Raw genomic sequence first — 18,258 nt, 5'->3', positions numbered from 1 at the left:
GGGATGGCCAGGCAGAGCGGCCTTTCGCTGTACAACAAAGTCGCCGTTGAGACGGCGTCTGTGGTGATCCGTTCCTACTCCACATCCTTTGGGCTGGCCTCGCGGCTGCTGCAGCCCCGGACCCGGCTGCAGATCGAGGCCATCTACGCGCTGGTGCGGCTGGCAGATGAAATCGTGGACGGCGTGGCCGCGGAGGCGGCCCTGCCGCCGGAGGACGTTGCCCGCGTACTGGATGCCCTGGAAGCGGAAACACGGCAGGCTTTGAACACCGGTTACAGCGTGAACCTGGTGGTGCACGCCTTCGCCCTGACCGCCCGCGCCACCGGCATTACCGGGGAACTGACCACTCCGTTCTTCCGGTCCATGCGCGCGGACCTGCTCCGCACCGAGCACACCGCCGAATCCTTCAACGACTATGTTTACGGCTCGGCCGAGGTTATCGGACTGATGTGCCTGCAGTGTTTCCTGCACGGTACCGAGGTCAGCGAGGAGCGGGGCAAACGCCTGCAGGAAGGTGCCCAGCGACTGGGAGCCGCCTTCCAAAAGGTCAACTTCCTGCGGGACCTGGCGGACGACTTCGACACGCTGGGCCGCAGCTACTTTCCCGGCATCAGCGTGGGGTCGTTCTCCGAAGCGGATAAGCACCGGTTGCTGGATGACATCGATGCAGACCTTTTGGTCTCCGGAGCGTCCATTGCGGAGCTCCCGCCGGCTGCGCGGCCCGCCGTGGCGCTGGCGCAGGAACTGTTCAGTGAACTGTCGCGCCGACTGCGGGCCACACCCGCCCGGAAGCTGCGCAGCAGCCGCATCCGGGTGCCCAACCCGGTGAAGCTGCGCATTGCGGCACAAACGCTTTACACCCACCGCCTCCGCCGCCCGGCGCTGCGCGGCACCGAAGCCGGAAGGCAGCCATGACCCGCAGGACCGCATCCGCACCTCCCCGCACCGCCGTAGTGATTGGCGGCGGCATCACGGGCCTGGCCACTGCGGCGCTGCTGGCTCGGGAAGGCCTCCGGGTCACCGTCCTGGAGCAGCAGTCAGTCCCGGGGGGACGCACCGGTACCTGGCAAAGCGCCGGCTTCAGCTTCGACACGGGGCCCTCCTGGTACCTGATGCCCGAGGTTTTCGACCATTTCTTCCGCCTCATGGGCACATCCGCCGAGGAGCAGCTGGACCTGGTGCAGCTGGACCCCGGCTACCGGGTCTTCTTTGAAGGTTTCGGTGAACCCGTCGACATCGCGGCCACGCGCGCTGAGAACGTGAAACTGTTTGAATCCCTCGAGCCCGGCGCCGGAGCCAAGCTTGAGAAATACCTGGATTCCGCCGTCGACGTCTATGACATGGCCAAAAAGCGGTTCCTCTATTCGACCTTCGCTTCCTTCCTGCCGCTGCTGCGCCCCGACGTGCTCAGGCGCGGTCCCCGGCTTGCCCAGTTGCTGCTGCAGCCGCTGAGTTCCTTCGTGGCACAGAAGTTCACCGATCCCCGGATCCGGCAGATCCTGGGCTATCCGGCCGTGTTCCTGGGCTCCTCCCCATTCACCACGCCCAGCATGTACCACCTGATGAGCCGGCTGGACCTGGCGGACGGAGTGCTCTATCCGATGGGCGGGTTTACCCGGCTGATCAGCGTCATCGCCGATCTGGCCACCGCGGAGGGCGTCACGATCCGTACCGATGCCACCGTCACGCGGATCCGCACCACGGATCCTGAGCCGGCCGGGCGGCTGAGCCGTTTCCGGCGCAGCCCCGGCGTGCGGGCCACCGGCGTCGAATACACCAATGTTGCCGGACAGGCACTGGTGCTGGACGCCGATCTGGTGGTCTCTGCGGCGGACCTGCACCATACCGAAACTTCGCTGCTGCCCCGGAACCTGCAGACCTATCCGGAGCGTTACTGGAAAAACCGGATCCCCGGCCCCGGCGGGCTGCTGCTGCACCTGGGTGTCCGCGGGACGCTGCCGTCCCTGGCCCACCACACGCTGCTCTTCACCAAGGACTGGGAAGAGAACTTCGGGAAGATCTTCGGCAAGGAAACCTCGGTGCCGGATCCGGCGTCGCTCTATGTCTGCCGCCCCAGTGCGACCGACCCCGACGCCGCCCCGGACGGCTATGAGAACATCTTCGTCCTGGTGCCTGTTCCCTCCGATCCGGCTCTGGGAGCCGGTGGCATGGACGGCAGCGGCGACGAACGGATCGAGCGGATGGCCGACGCCGTCATCGCCCAGATTTCCGACTGGGCAAACATCCCGGACCTCGCCGAGCGCATCACGGTCCGGCGAACCGTGGGCCCGCAGGACTTTGTTCAGGACCTGAACTCCTGGCGCGGAACGCTGCTCGGCCCGGCGCATGTGCTCAAGCAAAGCGCGTTCTTCCGCGGTTCCAATGCGAGCCGCAAGGTGGACGGGCTGCTCTACGCCGGCGGCTCCACCCTGCCGGGCATCGGACTGCCGATGTGCCTGATCAGTGCAGAACTGGTGCTCAAGCGGCTGCGCGGGGACACCAGCACGGAAGAGTTGCCCGTGCCGTCCGGACACGGGGACCGGGCTCCGGGAGGCCGCGGCTAGTGGGATTCCTCTATCTGTTCCTGCTGCTCGCGTCGATCGGCTGCATGGTACTGCTGGATCACCGGTTTCGGCTCTTCTTCTTCGCGGACGCCAGGCGTGCCTCCTGGGTGACGGCAATCGGGCTGGTGTTTTTCCTGCTGTGGGACCTGGGCGGCATTGGCCTGGACATCTTCTACCGGGGTGAAACACCGATCATGCTCGGCATTGTCCTGGCACCGCACCTGCCCGTGGAAGAAGTCTTTTTCCTCGGCTTCCTCTGCTACCTGACCATGGTCCTGTTTGGCCTGGTGTCCCTGGTGCTGAACCGCGCCGGAAAGCGCAGCACTTCCCGGCAGGAGGCGGAACAGTGACGTACTGGGCATTGAACGCAGTGTTCCTGGTTCCGGCCGCCGCTGTGCTGGTCTTAGCACTGATGCGGCGGACCACGACGACGGCGGGCGGCCGGAAGGGCGTGCTGGCGGCGCTGGGCATCACCGCTGTTGTCCTGCTGCTCCTCACTGCCGTTTTCGACAACGTGATGATCGCCGCGGGACTGTTTTGGTACAACCCGGAGCGCATCTCGGGTGCCTTTATCGGCAGGGCACCGCTGGAAGACTTCGCCTACACGGTTGCCGCCGTGCTGCTGCTGCCGGCGCTGTGGATGCTCCTTGGAAAACGGAAGAACCCCCTGAAGGCCCGCAACGCCGCCATCAATCCCCAGGAGAAACAGTGAGCACAACCACCCGTACGGCGGGAACGACGCTGCGGATGCTGCTGGTCTCGTCCAGGCCGCTGTCCTGGGTGAACACCGCGTATCCGTTTGCCGCCGCCTACCTGATCACCACGGGCGGCATTGACCTGACCTGGGTGCTGGGAACGCTGTACTTCCTGATTCCCTACAATCTGGCGATGTACGGCATCAATGACGTTTTCGACTACGAATCCGACCTGCACAACCCCCGCAAGGGCGGAGTGGAGGGGGCGGTCCTGGACCGCGGCTTCCACCGGATCACCCTGTGGGCCGCCGTCGTCACCAATGTTCCGTTCCTGGTTGCGCTGATCGTGCTCGGCAATCCGCTGTCCTGGCTGGTGCTCGCTGTAAGCGTCTTTGCCGTCATTGCGTACAGCGCCCCCGGGCTGCGGTTCAAGGAACGTCCCTTCCTGGACTCCATCACGTCCAGCACCCACTTCGTCTCGCCCGCGGTCTACGGGCTGGTGCTGGCCGGAGCCGTGTTCACGCCGGGGCTGTGGGCGGTGCTGGGGGCGTTTTTCCTCTGGGGGATGGCGAGCCAGGCATTCGGCGCCGTGCAGGACGTGGTGCCGGACCGCGAGGGAGGGATCAGTTCCATCGCCACGGTCCTCGGCGCCAAAGCAGTGGTCCGGATTGCCGCCGCAGCCTATCTCGCCGGCGGCCTGCTGATGCTCCTCACTCCGTGGCCGGCAACGCTCGGAAGCCTGCTGGCGCTGCCGTACATCCTCAACCTGCTGCCCTTCCTCGGTATTTCGGATGCGGATTCGGAGCGTGCCAACGCCGGCTGGAAGCGTTTCTTGAAGCTGAATTTCCTTACCGGCTTCCTCGTGACCATGCTCATCATCTGGTACTGGCCCAACCGGTAGGGAAACACCAGCAACCGAGGTTTCCCCTCCGTTTTGGGCAGATGTAACCGGTTTGGGAAATCCCTTCCGGTCCGCACAGGCAGGGATTTCCCAAACCGGGCGCCGACGCCCAAAGCGGTCGCCAATTACACAAAAGCGGCCGGCCCCGAAGGGACCGGCCGCTCATGTCATTTCACCAACCACCGAAGCGGTTGCCGGAGTATCCGGAGTTAGTCGGCAACGCCCACGAACTCGGCCTTCTCGATCGGCGTCGTCTCGCCGGAAGCGAGGTTCAGGCGCAGCTTCTCGCCCAGGGTCGCGTCAACGTTGGTCCAGTACTGGATCGCAGCTTCGCGGATGTGCGGGCGCTGAACGCCGGAGACGGCACCGGTGATCGTTTCCAGGAAACGCTCCTTGGCAGCGTCGTCGAACACCTCGCGGTACAGCGTGCCGGCCTGGCCGAAGTCGCTGTCCTCGGAGTGCAGGGTAGCGGCGGCGCGGACCAGCGAGCCGTCGCTCTCCCAGGAGCCCTCGCCGGCAAGTGCGGCATCGGCTACGGGGCCGCCCAGGGTGTTGGGCGCGTAGACCGGGGTCTCGGGGGAGTTGTAGGAGAAGCGCATGGCGCCGTCCTGCGAGTAGTTGTTAACCGGAGCCTTCGGCGAGTTCACCGGCAGCTGGTTGTAGTTGGCGCCGATGCGGTAACGCTGTGCATCCGGGTAGGAGAAGATGCGGGCCATCAGCATCTTGTCCGGGCTGGCGTCAATGCCGGGAACCAGGTTCGCGGGGGAGAGGGCAACCTGCTCGATCTGCGCGAAGAAGTTCTCCGGGTTGCGGTTCAGGGTGTGGGTACCCACCTTGATCAGCGGGTAGTCCGCGTGCGGCCAGACCTTGGTCAGGTCGAACGGGTTGAACCGGTAGGTCTTGGCATCTTCGTACGGCATGACCTGGACGTGCAGGTCCCAGGACGGGAAGTTGCCTTCGGCGATGGCCTCGTACAGGTCGCGGCGGTAGTAGTCGGCGTCGGCGCCGGCAATCTTCTCTGCCTCGGCACCGTTGATCTCGTGGTTGCCCTGGTTGGACGTGAAGTGGTACTTCACCCAGAAACGCTCGCCGGCGGCGTTGATCCACTGGTAGGTGTGCGAGCCGAAGCCGGGCATTTCACGCCACGACGTCGGGATGCCGCGGTCACCCATCAGGTACGTGACCTGGTGTGCGGACTCGGGGGAGTTGGTCCAGAAATCCCACTGCATGTCAGCGTCACGCAGGCCGGAGCCCGGGAGGCGCTTCTGCGAGTGGATGAAGTCGGGGAACTTGATGCCGTCGCGGATGAAGAACACCGGGGTGTTGTTGCCCACGATGTCGTAGTTACCCTCGGAGGTGTAGAAACGCAGTGCGAAGCCGCGAACGTCGCGCCAGGTGTCGGGGGAGCCCTGCTCGCCGGCCACCGAGGAGAAGCGCTGGACGGTTTCCGTTACGGTGCCCGGCTGGAAGACAGCGGCACGCGTGTACTTGGAAACATCCTCGGTGACAACGAACTCGCCGAATGCGCCGCCACCCTTGGCGTGCACGATGCGCTCCGGGATGCGCTCACGGTTGAACTGGGCCAGCTTCTCGACCAGGTAACGGTCGTGCAGGGCGATGGCTCCGTTGGGGCCGGCGCTCAGCGAGTTGGCATCGCTGCCAACCGGTGTGCCGGTCTGGGTGGTGGTGAAATTCGACATGCTCTCTCTTTCTTAAGGGTGTTCAGATGACGTCAGGAAGCTTGGCCGGCGCAGTCTGCGCAGAGCCCCCGGTAGAGCACATCCGCAATTTGGATGGTCATGCCGTGGGTGTTCTCCGGCGTCAGGCAAGGCGCGTGCCCCACTGCGCAGTCCACGTCCTCGATCCGTCCGCAGCCGGTGCAGATCGCGTGGTGATGGTTGTCATCCACGCGGGTCTCGTACCGGGCGGGGGAGTGCGGCGGCTCGATCTTCCGCAGCAGCCCGGTCTCGGTCAGGTCCGCCAGGACCACATAGACCGACTGCAGGCTGATGTCCGGAAGCTCCCCGCGTGCTGCGGCGGCGACGTCGTCGGCCACGGCATGGGGGTGATGTTCGACGGCGGTGAGGACCGCCAGCCGCTGCTTAGTGACCCGACGACCGTGGGTGCGCAGCGCTTCGGACCACCGTGCGGTGGTCTCTGCGGTGGCTGCTGTCGATGTCATGGCCACTAGCTAACCACTTATTATGAATAATTCATAATAAGACTCGAGCCTGCCCACTAGTGTGGTCTCAGGAGTTCGGACCGACGTTCAATACAGGGGAATCCTTTGACAGGTACCAAGGCACAGCCAACCCATAAGCGCGTGCGGGTGGGAGAGTACGACGTCGACATCCGCACCTACGGGTCCGGGGCCGATCAGATGGTGCTGGTGCACGGCCTGGGAGCCTCCGGGCGCTATTTTTCCCGGCTGGTGGACGAACTGGCGAAGGATTCCACGGTACATACGCTGGAAATGCCGGGTTTCGGGTCCGCATCCACACCGCACCACGGTCTGGACATGGCCGGCTTTGCACAGATCAGCTGCGATGCCCTGCGGGCCGCCGGGATCGGTCCCGCCCAGTGGGTGGGCCATTCCATGGGTTGCCAGGTGGTGACGGAAATGGCGCTGTGCGCGCCGGACCTGGTGACCTCCGTGGTACTGATGGGGCCCACGACCAACAGCGGGGAACGCCATGCCGTGCTGCAGGGACTGCGGCTGGCGCAGGACTGCCTGCGGGAACCTCCGGTGATCAACTGGATTCTGCTGACCGACTATCTGCGGGCCGGTCCCCGCTGGTACCTGCGCACCATGCCGAAGATGGTGCGGCACCGGCTCGAGGAGCGCATCGGCAGGGTCCAGGCGCCGGTGACTCTCGTCCGCGGCGCCAGGGACCCCATTGTTCCCGCCCGCTGGCTGCGGGAACTGGCCGCTGCGCGCCCCGGAGCGGTTGCCGTGGAGCTGCCCGGCCAGCCGCACGTGTGCATGTACACCGAGCCGGCGCAGACCGCGGCACTCCTTCGGGAAGCAGCACGCCGGCAGTGATGCCGCAGCGGATGCGCCGCCGGGCGGCGCTTGCCAGGGCCTGGGCAGCGGACTACGCCTATGTGGGGTTTTGGCAGGTGAACGGGTTCCTGTTCCGCAAGGATCCGTCCGAGTACCTGGTACCGGAGGCCGGTGCGGCGGGACGCCCGGTCGTCCTGATTCCCGGGGTGTACGAGAACTGGCAGTTCCTGCGCCCGCTGGCGGAGGCACTGTCTTCCTGGGGGCATCCGGTTCACACAGTGGCGCCGCTGGGCTTCAACCGGGGCCGGATCGACCGCATGGCGGAACTGGTCCAGCAGTATCTCGTGGAACGGGACCTTAGCGATGTAATCGTTGTGGCCCACAGCAAGGGCGGCCTCATCGGCAAGCAACTGATGCTGCTGCCGGAAGGTGCCCGGCGGGTGGACCACATGGTCGCCGTCAACACACCCTTTTCCGGCTCCGTCTACGCGCGCTTTTTCTTTGTTCCGTCCATCCGCGCCTTTTCGCCGCGCGACAAGCTGCTGCTCAAGCTCCAGGGCAGCAGCGACGTCAACGCGCGCATCACCTCCGTGTACAGCCGCTTTGACCCCCACATTCCCGGCGGCAGTTCCCTGCCCGGAGCGCGGAATATCCAGCTCGAAACGATGGGGCACTTTCGTCCCATCGGCGATCCCCGGCTGCTGGATGTGCTGAAACAGGAAGTCGAGCGCGAACCTTAGGACGCCCCGCGCGCCAGCGCCTGCTCGACGGCGGCCTCGGCACCGCCGGTCCAGGGCTCACCGTGGCCGGTCAACAGCGTGCCGGCTCCGGTAGCGGCCAGCAGTTCCAGGGATCGAAGCGCCTCCGGGCTGTTGGCGGTGGCCGCTCCGGAAACGATCTGCGGCCCCTTGGTCCCGGTATACGGGTTGAGCGTCACCAAGGAATCCCCGCAGATCAGCACGCCCCGGTCCGGATAGTGCAGGGCAACGTGCCCGGCAGTGTGCCCGGGTGTATGGATGATGCGCGGTGTTCCGGGAAGGGTGGAGCCGGTGTCTTCCCCGAGGCTGTGCACATCGGTGACACCGCGGACGTTCAGTGCTCCCGCCAGGGTCATGGCGCCCAGGTAGGGGATCGACGCGGGGTAGCGGACGGGATAGAGGAACCTGTTTGTTCTCATGCTCATATCGGTAGGGGTGGGCCGCAATGTACCGGTCGTCGTCGTGCACCAAAATTGGCGTCCGGAACTCCCGCCGGATTTTGGCGGCTGAGCCTACATGGTCGAAATGCGCGTGGGTCAGCACCAGCGCCGACACGGATCCCGGCCCGTAGCCCAATTCGCGGACGGCCCGGGACAGCTCCGGCCACATGCCGGGCAGGCCGGCATCGATGATGGCCAGGCCGCCGTCGTCTTCCACCAGGTAGGTGTTGACGTAGGCATGTTCGATGCGGTGGATTCCCTCTGCAACGTTCCGGGTAAACACGTGACCTCCAAGGATTCGCGGCTTTTCCTCCATCGTAAGGGTGCTGTCTATCGGTGCCGGCAACCCGCCGGAGGCGCCTGTAAGAGGGCCCGGCGGCCTCCGGCTTAGACTGCTCGGGTGCCAAAACTCCTCGCTGACCTGACCCCGCTGCGTGAAAGCCCGGATTTCCGCCGCCTCTGGACCGGAACGGCGCTTTCCGCCGTCGGCACCCAGCTGACGCTGGTGGCCGTCAGCCTGGAGGTCTATTCCCTGACCCAGTCGAGTTTTTATGTGGGACTGCTCGGGTTGGTGGGGCTGGTTCCGCTGGTGCTGGCCGGGCTCTACGGCGGCTCCGTGGTGGATGCGTACGACCGCCGCAAAGTGGCCCTGTTCTCCTCCGTTCTGCTGTGGCTGTCCACGATCGGCATTGCCGCCCAGGCCTGGGCGGGACTGGGCAACATCTGGCTGCTCTATGCCCTGGTGGCAGTCAACGCCGGTGCCGGCGGGCTAAACCATCCCGCACGCAGCGCCATCATTCCCAGGCTGGTGCGGCCCGAGCTGCTGCCGGCCGCCAATGCCCTCAGCATGATCACCTTCGGCCTGGCCATGACCATCGGCCCCCTGCTGGCCGGTGTCCTGGTGGCCAGGGTCGGCTACGGCTGGACCTACACCGTCGACGTCGTCACCTTCACCGCCGCAATGTGGGCGGTGTACCGGCTGGACCCGATGCCGCCCGTTGGTGAGGTGCAGAAGGCTGGCCTGAAATCGGTGCTGGAGGGCTTCCGCTTCCTGGCGACCCGGCCCAACATCCGCATGACCTTCCTGGTGGACCTTGCCGCCATGGTCATGGCCCAGCCCCGGGCGCTGCTGCCCGCCATCGGAGCCGTGCTGCTGGGCGGGGGAGCCACAACGGTGGGGGTGCTGCTGGCAGCCACCGCCGTGGGCGCTTTCCTCGCCGGTCTCTTTTCCGGGCCACTCGGCGCGGTGCGCCGGCAGGGGCTGGCGGTGCTGTGGTCCGTGGTGGCGTGGGGGCTGTCCGTGTCCGCGTTCGGTGTGGTGGTGGTGATGGCCGGACGGAACGACGGCGCCGAACCCACCGCATGGCTCATCCCGGCTGCCATCGCCATGGCGTGTGCGGGCATCGCCGATTCCGTCAGCGGAGTCTTCCGTTCCACGATCCTGCAGTCCGCGACGCCGGACGCCATGCGCGGGCGGCTGCAGGGGGTGTTCGTGGTGGTGGTGGCCGGAGGCCCGCGCCTGGGTGACCTGGTGGCCGGCGTCGACGCCTCCTTCCTGGGCGAAGGATGGGCAGCGGTTATCGGTGGCCTGGTCTGCGTGGTCCTGGTGGGAGTGCTGGCCCGGAGCCAGCCGCGCTTCGCCCGGTACGACGCCCGGCACCCCGAGCCCTAGCGGAACAGACGCGCCCCGTGAAACGTTGATATCGGTGAATCCACTGACGAAAGGACCACCTAAGTGCATCAACACTTCAACGGACTGAAGACCGCCGCGTTGTTCGGTGTGCTCTTCGCCGTGCTGCTGGGCATAGGCGCCCTGCTTTCCAGCGGAACCGGCAGCTCCTCGTTCATCTGGATCTTCCTGTTCATCGGGCTGGCCACCACCGCATACAGCTACTGGAACAGTGACAAGCTTGCCATCCGCGCCATGCGGGCCATTCCCGTCACCGAACAGCAGGCTCCTCAGATGTACCGCATCGTGCGGGAGCTCTCGGCCCGCGCCGGTCAGCCGATGCCCAAGCTCTACATTTCACCCACCATGGCACCCAACGCGTTTGCCACCGGCCGCAACCCGCAGCATGCGGCTGTCTGCTGCACCGAGGGCATTTTGACGCTGCTCGACGAGCGGGAGCTGCGCGGAGTGCTGGGCCACGAGCTCATGCACGTCTACAACCGGGACATCCTGACATCCTCGGTGGCGGCCGCCATCGCCGGCGTCATTACCTCACTGGGGCAGTTCCTGCTGTTCTTCGGTGGCGGTGACCGCCGCAACGCCAACCCGCTGGCCATGATCGCGATGGCTGTTCTGGCCCCGTTCGCCGCGTCGCTGATCCAGATGGCGATTGGCCGGACGAGGGAATACGACGCCGATGAAGATGGCGCCAAGCTCACCGACGATCCGTTGGCGCTCGCCTCCGCACTGCGCAAGCTCGAAAGCGGAACCCAGCGTGCACCGCTGCCGAACAATGACCAGCGGTTGGTCAACACCTCGCACCTGATGATCGCCAACCCCTTCCGGAACGGCGTCCGCGGGCTGATGGCCACCCACCCGCCCATGGCCGACCGCATCCGCCGGCTGGAAAACATGGCCGGACGTCCGCTCGGATCCTGACCGCTGCTCTCGTCCTCGCCGGCCGGCGGACGAAGGGTAGGCTCTCAGGCATGCGCCTCATTCTTGTCCGCCACGGCCAGACTCCCTCCAATGAGCACCATTTCCTGGACACTGATGTCCCCGGTCCGGGGTTGACGGAGCTGGGCCTTGCCCAGGCAGCAGCGTTGCCGGAAGTCCTGGGCCATGAGCCCATCGACGGCATCTTTGCCTCCAACCTGGTCCGGACCCAGCTCACTGCTGATCCGTTGGCCGCAGCTCTGGGCCTGCCCGTGGAGGTTCGCCCAGGGCTGCGGGAGATCTCTGCCGGCGATCTGGAAATGCGCAATGACCGCGACGCCGTCATTGCCTACCTCAAAACCGTCTACAGCTGGGTTCGGGGAGATCTGGGAGTGCACATGCCCGGCGGACCCGACGGCCATGAAACCTTCGCGCGGTTTGACGCAGTGATCGAAGAATTACAGTCAGCCGGACTGAAAAACCCTGTGGTGGTCAGCCACGGCGCCATGATCCGCGCCTGGTGCACAGCCCGGGCGGAGAATGTGGAGCCCGACTTCATCGTGGAGAACGCGCTGAGCAACACCGGCGTGGCTGTGATGGACCGGGTCGACGGCGACGGCGACGGCCAAGGCACGAAGGGCTCATGGAAGCTGCTCACCTGGATGGGTGAGGCAGTGGGCGGCAGCGCCCTGAGGGACTACGGCGAGGACGGTCCCGCCGGCGAAGATGTGAAGCTCTAAGCACGAAGAAGCTCTAGGCACGAACCGGGACGCAGACGATCCTTCGCACAGATAAGGGGTTCTCCGGAGCTGGTGAGCCCTTTATCTGCACCAGAGACAGCGGCGGCGTCTGATCAGGCGGGACCCCCCGGATCTGCCCGGCTGAACTGGTGCTGCAGGGAGATGCCCGGACAAGGCGACGGCGCCGCACCCCAACAAGGGGAGCGGCGCCGTCGTCGTACTTTCTGGATAACCGGCTGCCGCAGCAGCCGCAGAAGGCCTAGCGGAAGTTGATGAACTGCAGGTCCACGTCCACGTCGGCACCCTTGAGCAGGGCCATGGTCGCCTGCAGGTCGTCGCGGGACTTGGATGTCACACGCAGCTCGTCGCCCTGGATTCGGGAGTTCACGCCCTTGGGGCCTTCGTCGCGGATGATCTTGTTGATCTTCTTGGCCTGGTCCTGGGCGATGCCTTCCTTCATGGAGGCTTCAATCCGGTACTCCTTGCCGGAGGCAAACGGCTCGCCGGCATCCAGGGACTTCAGGGAAATGCCGCGACGGACCAGCTTGGACTGCAGGACGTCGAGTACCGCCATGACGCGTTCCTCGGAGTTGGCCTTCATGAGGATCTTCTCGCCGCTGAAGTCCACCTCGGCGCCGACACCCTTGAAATCGTAGCGCTGGGACAGTTCCTTCTGCGCCTGGTTCATGGCGTTGGCAACTTCCTGTTTGTCGATCTTGCTCACAACATCAAATGATGACTCGCTGGCCATGTGCGCTCCTTGCAGTAGTTTTTCTCCTGCATCCAGCCTAGTAGGTCCGGGCATCCGTGGCAGCCCTCACAGGCTGCACCCAGCTTTTGCCGGGATGGGTCCCATCTTTCCGGGCGACAGTATTGGGGTGAACACCACCGCCAACCCTCCGTCCGATTCCCGTCATCGACGAAGCCAGATGGGCAAACTCCGCACCGCCGCGGCAGGATCCGTGCTGGCTGCGGTTTCCATCACTGGTGTGGGAGCTGCCGCGGCCCCCGCGCAGGCATCGGAGCTGCGGTCATTCCTGACACCGGTGGAAGGGCTGGGTGCAGCGGTCGCCGGCGCGGAGGAGACAGTCTCCGCTCCCCACGCGTCAGCGGAGCGCCGGTTGCTGGGCATCCGGGAAGACCTGGCCAACGCCGTCGCGTGGGGGGCCGTAACCCGGGCACAGGCCGATGCGTTCTACGCCCAGATGCAGTCACGGATTGCCCGCGGGCTCTAGTCCGGACTGCCTTCAGGGCGGGGCAGGAAGCAATTCACGCCGCCGATTCGTATCTTGGGCAAAAGTTCTGTAAAGTTGTTTAGGCCGCAGTCGCTTGCGGCAGTCTTCCGCGAAGATGTTGATCGCGAAGATGTTCGGCAGATTACCCGAGCGGCCAAAGGGGGCTGACTGTAAATCAGCTGGCAACGCCTTCACTGGTTCGAATCCAGTATCTGCCACCGAACGGGAAGAGCCCGCTCCGCCAGGAAACTGGCCGGGGCGGGTTTTTTCTTGCCCGGGGCACGGCCCCGCATTGCCGCCTTCACCGCTGAGCGAACAACTGCAGACATCTCCGCATCCCCCGGATAGCGTTGAAGGATGGCAACTATCGACATCACTGAGGCAACGTTCCCCGAGACCATTGAGGAAAACGACATTGTGTTCGTGGACTTCTGGGCGGACTGGTGCGGCCCCTGCAAGCAGTTCGCACCGGTGTACGACGCCGTGTCCCAGAAGCATGACGACATCACCTTCGCGAAGGTGGACACCGAAAAAGAGCAGGGCCTGGCGGCTGCTGCCGGCATCACCTCCATCCCTACGCTGATGGCTTTCCGCGAAAAGGTCCTGGTCTTCTCGCAGCCCGGCGCGCTCAACGCTTCCCAGTTCAGTGAACTGGTGGATGCGGTCAAGGGACTGGACATGAAGGCTGTCCACGAGCAGATCGCGGCCCAGGAAAGCGGGCAGGCAGCAGCGGGGTCCGACGGACAGGCCAACTAGCCGTTCACATTCGCCGCTACCGATGAGCGGCACAGGCTTCGCACACCGCGGGGGTCCCCTCAACGGGGACCTCCGCGGTGTGCGTTAAGCGCGTCGTATCAGGCAGCACCGGTTGCGCCGCGGCCGGGGTTACTCTGGCGCCGGCCGCTGTCCCGGTCTAGGGTCTAGGCATCCCGCGGCGGCACCGGCTCCGGCAAACGGTGTACATCCAAACGGCGTACATCGGTGAAGCCCGGGCCCGTATCAACGACGATAAGGCGAGGCGAAGAATCCTATGAGCTCAAACCGCGGAGTTGCCTACATAGAACCCGGTGTCGTGGAAGTGCAGGACATCGACTATCCAACCTTTGAACTCCGGGACGGACCCGGAGTCAATCCCGCCAATGTGGGGCGCAAGGTGCCCCACGGGGCAATCCTGAAGGTGGTCACCTCCAATATCTGCGGATCGGACCAGCACATGGTCCGCGGCCGCACCACCGCTCCTCCCAACCTGATCCTGGGACATGAGATCACCGGAGAAATCGTGGAAACCGGCCCTGACGTGGAATTCCATTCCGTGGGGGATTTGGTGTCGGTGCCCTTCAACATTTCCTGCGGACGCTGCAAGAACTGTAAGGAGCGGAAAACGGGCATCTGCCTGAACGTGAATCCGGACCGTCCGGGCAGCGCCTACGGGTACGTGGACATGGGCGGTTGGGTGGGAGGCCAATCCGAATACGTGCTCGTTCCGTATGCGGACTGGAATCTGCTGCGGTTTCCGGACAAGGACCAGGCAATGGAGAAGATCCTTGACCTGACCATGCTCTCGGACATTTTTCCCACCGGCTATCACGGGGCGGTCACTGCAGGGGTCGGCGTCGGATCCACCGTCTACATCGCCGGTGCCGGTCCGGTGGGCCTGGCCGCGGCGGCCGGAGCGCAACTGCTGGGAGCCGCCGTCGTTATTGTCGGTGACCTGAACAAGGACCGTCTGGCTCAGGCCCGCAGCTTTGGCTGCGAAACGGTGGACGTGTCCCTGGGAGACCCCAAGGACCAGATTGAACAGCTCCTGGGCGTCCCCGAAGTGGACTGCGCCGTGGACGCGGTCGGGTTCGAGGCACGCGGCCACGGCCATGGTTCGGCCACAGAAGCGCCGGCCACGGTGCTGAATTCATTGATGGACATCACGGCTGCAGGCGGTGCCCTGGGCATTCCCGGGCTATATGTCACCGGCGATCCGGGCGGAGTGGATGAGGCGGCGCAGAAGGGCTCCCTGAGCCTCGATCTGGGAACCGGCTGGGCTAAGTCATTGGCCTTCACCACGGGCCAGTGCCCGGTGATGAAGTACAACCGGGAGTTGATGATGGCGATCCTGCATGACAAGGTCCAGATCGCCAAGGCTGTCAACGCCACGCCCATCAGCCTGGACCAGGCTCCGGAGTCCTACCGTGAATTCGACTCCGGGGTGGCGCGCAAATACGTCATCGATCCGCACGGCATGGTGGGCGCCCGGGCGTCCTGACCGCAGCGCGGGGCAGTTCAAGGGCCGGAACCGGAAACGGTTTCGGCCCTTTGGCTGCGTGCAGGGACCTGTCCTCTTCTTATGGGTTTGGCCGCGGAAGTAAGCTCGTAGCTCCGGTGGACCGCGCTGTCTGCGGCGCGCCGGACGCACCATTCACCTGAAGCAGAGCCGGAACGGGGATGTCATGCCCACTTGCAAGCTTGCTGCTCGATACACCTTCCACGGTCAATCCATACCCCGGGACAAGCGGGTCCGGGGAATCTTCCCGCAGGACGGCCGGCCGTGAACGGCGCGGATACCGCCTGGGTACTGATCTGCGCAGGCCTGGTGCTGTTCATGATTCCAGGGCTGGCACTGTTCTACGGCGGCATGGTTCCGGTCCGCAACGTCCTGACCATGATGATGCAGAACATCATCCCGCTGGGCATTATCACCGTCACCTGGGTGCTGGTGGGCTACACCCTGGCGTTCAGCAACCAGGGGAACTCGCTGGTGGGGGAGTTCGACGCGTTTGCCCTGATCGACGTGGACACCCCCCAGTTCCACACTGTGGCGGCGGGGGTAACCATCCCCGCGCTCGCCTTCGTCGCCTACCAGATGATGTTTGCCATCATCACCCCGGCGCTGCTGACGGGGGCGACGGCGGGACGGCTGAAGTTCGCCGGCTGGACCGTTTTTCTGGCCGCATGGTCCATCCTCGTCTATCCGCAGGTGGCCCGCTGGCTCTGGCATCCCAAGGGATGGCTGACTCAGCTCGGCGCCCAGGACTGGGCCGGAGGAATGGTGGTGCACGCCTCGGCCGGAGCCGCCGCCGTCGCCGTGCTGCTGGTCGTGGGGCGACGCCGCGGCTGGCCCAACCTCAAGACTTCGCCCAACAACCTGCCGCTCATGCTGGTGGGCGGCGGCATCCTGTGGTTCGGCTGGTTTGGATTCAACGCCGGCGACGGACTCCAGGCCAATGACATTGCGGCCCAGGCCCTGATGAACACACACGTGGCAGGCGGTGCCGCCATGCTGACCTGGCTGCTGGTGGAACGCCTGACCAGCGGCCACTCCACCCTGGTGGGCGCGGTCTCCGGGGGTGTTGCCGGTTTGGCCACCATCACCCCCTGCGCCGGCTTTGTCAGCACCGGCGGAGCACTGCTGATTGGGCTGATTGCCGGCTGCGTCTGCTGCTTCGCGGTGGGGCTCAAACACGTGCTGCGCTATGACGATGCCCTGGACGTCATCGCCGTCCACTTTATCGGCGGCGTCCTGGGATCCTTCCTGCTGGGCTTCTTCGCGGACAGCTCCGTGAATGCAACCAGCGACGACGGACTGTTCAACGGGGGCGGCGGGCTGCTGCTCTGGCACCAAGTGGTTGCCATTGTGTGCGTGGTCCTGTTTTCCTTCATCCTGAGCTGGATAATTGCCGCGATCATCAGCCGCACCATGGGGCTGCGCGAGCCCGGCCCGGAACAGGACGACCTGGACCAGATCCAGCAGGGCGCCTCAGCCTACGCGCTCAGCGGGATCACCTCACGGCCCACCACCAGAGGACGGGGCTCCGACATGACCTCGACAACCGGAGACGGCGCTCGAAGCCCTTCCAACGCCCCCGACTATTTGATCAGCGCGGTCGTCAACACCGATCGTATCGATGGCCTCCGCGATGCCCTGTTGCTGGCCGGGGCCAGATCCCTGGAACTGGCAGACTCCGCGGTGTACTCGGACAGGGTGCGTACGGAAAACTTCCGCGGCGACCAACGGAAAATGGACTTCGAGGATCGGCTGCGCGCACAGGTGGCCGTTGACCGCGAGCATGAGGAGGCGGTGGTGGCAGTGCTGAAGCGCTTTGGGGCCGAGCCGTCGTCCATCTACCGGTTGGCGATCACCCCCTATTAGCCCTTCGCAGGATTAACCCTTCGCAGGCGCGGCAGGTCTTGGCAGCGTCGGGACAGAGAGAAATCCGTGCCCTAACGGCCGCGGTGGTCCTCCGGGGCCAGCCGCGGCCCGAAGGCCTGCTTCCGGAAGCCGCTTAGCACCAGCAGCCGCACGAGCCGCTGCCGGTGGCCCCGCCAGGGCTCCAGCAGCTCCAGCATCCCGGCGTCGTCCGTCCTGCGCCCGGTCAGCGCTTCACCCACGAACGCTGCCAAATGGTAGTCGCCCACGGAGACTGAGTCCGGAGCGCCATGCGTGCGCTGCGTGATCTCCGCGGCGCTCCAGGGGCCGATGCCGGGAAGCGAACACAACCGCTCCGTCAGGTCCGTGCCGAGTGGAACCCCGGACAGCCGTTCCAGGCCGGAGGCAGCCGCGCAGGTCCGCAGAATGGTGCCGGACCGGTGGAAATCCACCCGGGCACGGTGCCACTCCCAGCTCGGAACCCGGCGCCAGGTTTCGGCGCCGGGCGGCACTTTCAAGCCGGCGGGTGCCGGGCCCGGAGCATCGGCACCGTATTTGGTCACCAGATACCGCCATGCGTAATAGGCCTCCATGGCGGTGACCCTCTGTTCCAGGATGACGGGAACAATGCTGTCCAGCATCCGGCCGGTGCTGGGCAGCCGCAGTCCGGGGTTCCGGCGCCGGGTTTCCGCCACTGTGGCGGGGAGGGAAGCGGCGAAGTCTGGGTCGTCAAAGGCCGTCCAGTCATCATCTTCCCCGAGCAGAGCCGGAACGCCAGCCAGCGCCGCCCCGGCGCCCGGCCCCCAGGCCCGGGCCAGCACACGGGCGCCCGGTGCCGGTGCGGGCTGCTCACTGAGTGCCAGCGTGGCGTTCCCTTCCGGCGTCGAAAACGCCAGCCACGCAACCCCGGGGCCAATCCGCACCGACGGATCTTTTCGGCCGTGGGCCAGAATGCCCAGCGACTGGGTCAGGCTCAACGGCCGGTCCGATTCCCAGAGGATGGAGAGCGGCCCGGTTCCGGTGGCGCCGGGTCCCCCAGCGGCGGACACCGGTACGGAGAAGGACATATCTCCATGGTTGCACGCACCGCTGACAGCTCAGGGCCGGGGAGGCGGCCGGGCGGTGTGGCTTTTGCTACGCCGGGTTCCGGGGAAAGCTGGACCCGTGGAACCGAACAA

At 65.5% G+C, this 18,258-nt stretch carries 19 protein-coding genes, 1 tRNA gene and 1 pseudogene; 15 read left to right on the top strand and 6 right to left on the bottom strand.

Annotation, left to right across the window (positions count from 1 at the left end):
• Window positions 1–3: 3 nt before the first annotated feature.
• The 5 genes from CXR00_RS02520 to CXR00_RS02500 are packed head-to-tail and all read left to right on the top strand — an operon-like array spanning window position 4 to window position 4,160.
• Complete coding sequence (locus CXR00_RS02520; protein ID WP_104052889.1) at window positions 4–915, top strand: squalene/phytoene synthase family protein; 912 nt, start codon at window positions 4–6, stop codon at window positions 913–915.
• Complete coding sequence (crtI, locus tag CXR00_RS02515; RefSeq protein ID WP_104052887.1) at window positions 912–2,564, top strand: phytoene desaturase family protein; 1,653 nt, start codon at window positions 912–914, stop codon at window positions 2,562–2,564. Before CXR00_RS02520 ends, crtI begins: the two co-directional genes overlap by 4 nt.
• Window positions 2,564–2,914 carry a lycopene cyclase domain-containing protein gene (locus CXR00_RS02510; protein ID WP_104052885.1) on the top strand — a complete coding sequence of 117 codons (351 nt, stop codon included), beginning with the start codon at window positions 2,564–2,566 and terminating at the stop codon, window positions 2,912–2,914. The genes crtI and CXR00_RS02510 overlap by 1 nt, the downstream gene beginning before the upstream one ends.
• Window positions 2,911–3,276: a lycopene cyclase domain-containing protein gene (locus CXR00_RS02505; protein ID WP_104052882.1), complete on the top strand. Its 366-nt coding sequence runs from the start codon at window positions 2,911–2,913 to the stop codon at window positions 3,274–3,276. Before CXR00_RS02510 ends, CXR00_RS02505 begins: the two co-directional genes overlap by 4 nt.
• Window positions 3,273–4,160: a prenyltransferase gene (locus CXR00_RS02500; RefSeq protein WP_104052881.1), complete on the top strand. Its 888-nt coding sequence runs from the start codon at window positions 3,273–3,275 to the stop codon at window positions 4,158–4,160. The genes CXR00_RS02505 and CXR00_RS02500 overlap by 4 nt, the downstream gene beginning before the upstream one ends.
• 209 nt (window positions 4,161–4,369) lie before the next feature.
• Here the strand turns inward: CXR00_RS02500 and CXR00_RS02495 are convergent, their stop codons facing one another.
• Window positions 4,370–5,860: a catalase gene (locus CXR00_RS02495; RefSeq protein WP_104052879.1), complete on the bottom strand. Its 1,491-nt coding sequence runs from the start codon at window positions 5,858–5,860 to the stop codon at window positions 4,370–4,372.
• Window positions 5,861–5,892: 32 nt separating this feature from the next.
• Window positions 5,893–6,342: a Fur family transcriptional regulator gene (locus tag CXR00_RS02490; protein ID WP_104052876.1), complete on the bottom strand. Its 450-nt coding sequence runs from the start codon at window positions 6,340–6,342 to the stop codon at window positions 5,893–5,895.
• A gap of 105 nt (window positions 6,343–6,447) precedes the next feature.
• On the opposite strand from CXR00_RS02490, the gene CXR00_RS02485 reads away from it, so the two are divergent.
• Both CXR00_RS02485 and CXR00_RS02480 read left to right on the top strand, forming a co-directional pair.
• On the top strand, window positions 6,448–7,203 hold the full coding sequence (locus tag CXR00_RS02485; protein ID WP_146067193.1) for an alpha/beta fold hydrolase: 756 nt from the start codon (window positions 6,448–6,450) through the stop codon (window positions 7,201–7,203).
• On the top strand, window positions 7,203–7,904 hold the full coding sequence (locus tag CXR00_RS02480; RefSeq protein WP_181032492.1) for a triacylglycerol lipase: 702 nt from the start codon (window positions 7,203–7,205) through the stop codon (window positions 7,902–7,904). Before CXR00_RS02485 ends, CXR00_RS02480 begins: the two co-directional genes overlap by 1 nt.
• Here the strand turns inward: CXR00_RS02480 and CXR00_RS18715 are convergent.
• Window positions 7,901–8,347: an MBL fold metallo-hydrolase gene (locus tag CXR00_RS18715; protein ID WP_308470534.1), complete on the bottom strand. Its 447-nt coding sequence runs from the start codon at window positions 8,345–8,347 to the stop codon at window positions 7,901–7,903. The genes CXR00_RS02480 and CXR00_RS18715 overlap by 4 nt on opposite strands.
• 31 nt (window positions 8,348–8,378) lie before the next feature.
• Window positions 8,379–8,678, bottom strand: a pseudogene (locus CXR00_RS18710) (MBL fold metallo-hydrolase); the annotation flags it as partial.
• 84 nt (window positions 8,679–8,762) lie between these two features.
• Here CXR00_RS18710 and CXR00_RS02470 point away from each other — a divergent pair.
• The 3 genes from CXR00_RS02470 (at window position 8,763) to CXR00_RS02460 (ending at window position 11,707) form a co-directional block, all read left to right on the top strand.
• Window positions 8,763–10,034, top strand: coding sequence for an MFS transporter (locus CXR00_RS02470; RefSeq protein WP_104052871.1), 1,272 nt, complete (start codon window positions 8,763–8,765; stop codon window positions 10,032–10,034).
• 63 nt (window positions 10,035–10,097) lie between these two features.
• The gene (gene htpX / locus CXR00_RS02465) at window positions 10,098–10,970 is read left to right on the top strand and encodes a zinc metalloprotease HtpX (RefSeq protein ID WP_104052868.1); all 873 of its coding nucleotides are present in this window, start codon (window positions 10,098–10,100) and stop codon (window positions 10,968–10,970) included.
• 50 nt (window positions 10,971–11,020) lie between these two features.
• A complete protein-coding gene (locus CXR00_RS02460) occupies window positions 11,021–11,707 on the top strand; it encodes a histidine phosphatase family protein (protein ID WP_104052866.1) in 687 nt (228 codons plus the stop codon).
• A 259-nt stretch (window positions 11,708–11,966) separates the two neighbouring features.
• Here the strand turns inward: CXR00_RS02460 and CXR00_RS02455 are convergent, their stop codons facing one another.
• Window positions 11,967–12,458, bottom strand: coding sequence for a YajQ family cyclic di-GMP-binding protein (locus CXR00_RS02455; RefSeq protein ID WP_104052863.1), 492 nt, complete (start codon window positions 12,456–12,458; stop codon window positions 11,967–11,969).
• A 127-nt stretch (window positions 12,459–12,585) separates the two neighbouring features.
• On the opposite strand from CXR00_RS02455, the gene CXR00_RS02450 reads away from it, so the two are divergent.
• From CXR00_RS02450 to CXR00_RS02430, 5 genes are all read left to right on the top strand, one after another.
• The gene (locus CXR00_RS02450) at window positions 12,586–12,942 is read left to right on the top strand and encodes a hypothetical protein (protein WP_146068440.1); all 357 of its coding nucleotides are present in this window, start codon (window positions 12,586–12,588) and stop codon (window positions 12,940–12,942) included.
• Between the two features lie 136 nt (window positions 12,943–13,078).
• Window positions 13,079–13,160: transfer RNA gene (locus CXR00_RS02445), tRNA-Tyr, on the top strand.
• A gap of 139 nt (window positions 13,161–13,299) precedes the next feature.
• The gene (gene trxA / locus CXR00_RS02440; protein WP_104052859.1) at window positions 13,300–13,698 is read left to right on the top strand and encodes a thioredoxin; all 399 of its coding nucleotides are present in this window, start codon (window positions 13,300–13,302) and stop codon (window positions 13,696–13,698) included.
• Between the two features lie 274 nt (window positions 13,699–13,972).
• Window positions 13,973–15,199 (top strand): formaldehyde dehydrogenase, glutathione-independent, encoded by a 1,227-nt coding sequence (gene fdhA / locus CXR00_RS02435; RefSeq protein ID WP_104052857.1) that lies wholly within the window; start codon window positions 13,973–13,975, stop codon window positions 15,197–15,199.
• Window positions 15,200–15,481: 282 nt separating this feature from the next.
• A complete protein-coding gene (locus CXR00_RS02430; RefSeq protein ID WP_104052855.1) occupies window positions 15,482–17,083 on the top strand; it encodes an ammonium transporter in 1,602 nt (533 codons plus the stop codon).
• 71 nt (window positions 17,084–17,154) lie between these two features.
• Here CXR00_RS02430 and CXR00_RS02425 read toward each other — a convergent pair whose 3' ends face one another.
• Entirely contained in the window at window positions 17,155–18,147 is a 993-nt protein-coding gene (locus tag CXR00_RS02425) for a DNA-3-methyladenine glycosylase (protein WP_104052852.1), read from the bottom strand.
• Window positions 18,148–18,258: the final 111 nt, after the last annotated feature.

Origin of the sequence: Arthrobacter sp. 9E16 (assembly GCF_002929435.1) — a bacterium.
Taxonomy (GTDB): Bacteria; Actinomycetota; Actinomycetes; order Actinomycetales; family Micrococcaceae; genus Arthrobacter_B; species Arthrobacter_B sunyaminii.
Note: the sequence above shows the minus strand (reverse complement) of the source record. Positions and strands in the feature narration are given on the sequence as shown.

Excerpts from the sequence above, each read along its gene's own strand:
- fdhA (WP_104052857.1), top strand. The coding sequence starts at position 13,973 with ATGAGCTCAAACCGCGGAGTTGCCTACATAGAACCCGGTGTCGTGGAA.
- CXR00_RS02480 (WP_181032492.1), top strand. The coding sequence starts at position 7,203 with ATGCCGCAGCGGATGCGCCGCCGGGCGGCGCTTGCCAGGGCCTGGGCA.
- CXR00_RS02425 (WP_104052852.1), bottom strand. The coding sequence starts at position 18,147 with ATGTCCTTCTCCGTACCGGTGTCCGCCGCTGGGGGACCCGGCGCCACC.
- CXR00_RS02520 (WP_104052889.1), top strand. The coding sequence starts at position 4 with ATGGCCAGGCAGAGCGGCCTTTCGCTGTACAACAAAGTCGCCGTTGAG.
- CXR00_RS02455 (WP_104052863.1), bottom strand. The coding sequence starts at position 12,458 with ATGGCCAGCGAGTCATCATTTGATGTTGTGAGCAAGATCGACAAACAG.
- CXR00_RS18715 (WP_308470534.1), bottom strand. The coding sequence starts at position 8,347 with ATGAGCATGAGAACAAACAGGTTCCTCTATCCCGTCCGCTACCCCGCG.
- trxA (WP_104052859.1), top strand. The coding sequence starts at position 13,300 with ATGGCAACTATCGACATCACTGAGGCAACGTTCCCCGAGACCATTGAG.
- CXR00_RS02495 (WP_104052879.1), bottom strand. The coding sequence starts at position 5,860 with ATGTCGAATTTCACCACCACCCAGACCGGCACACCGGTTGGCAGCGAT.
- crtI (WP_104052887.1), top strand. The coding sequence starts at position 912 with ATGACCCGCAGGACCGCATCCGCACCTCCCCGCACCGCCGTAGTGATT.
- CXR00_RS02460 (WP_104052866.1), top strand. The coding sequence starts at position 11,021 with ATGCGCCTCATTCTTGTCCGCCACGGCCAGACTCCCTCCAATGAGCAC.
- CXR00_RS02490 (WP_104052876.1), bottom strand. The coding sequence starts at position 6,342 with ATGACATCGACAGCAGCCACCGCAGAGACCACCGCACGGTGGTCCGAA.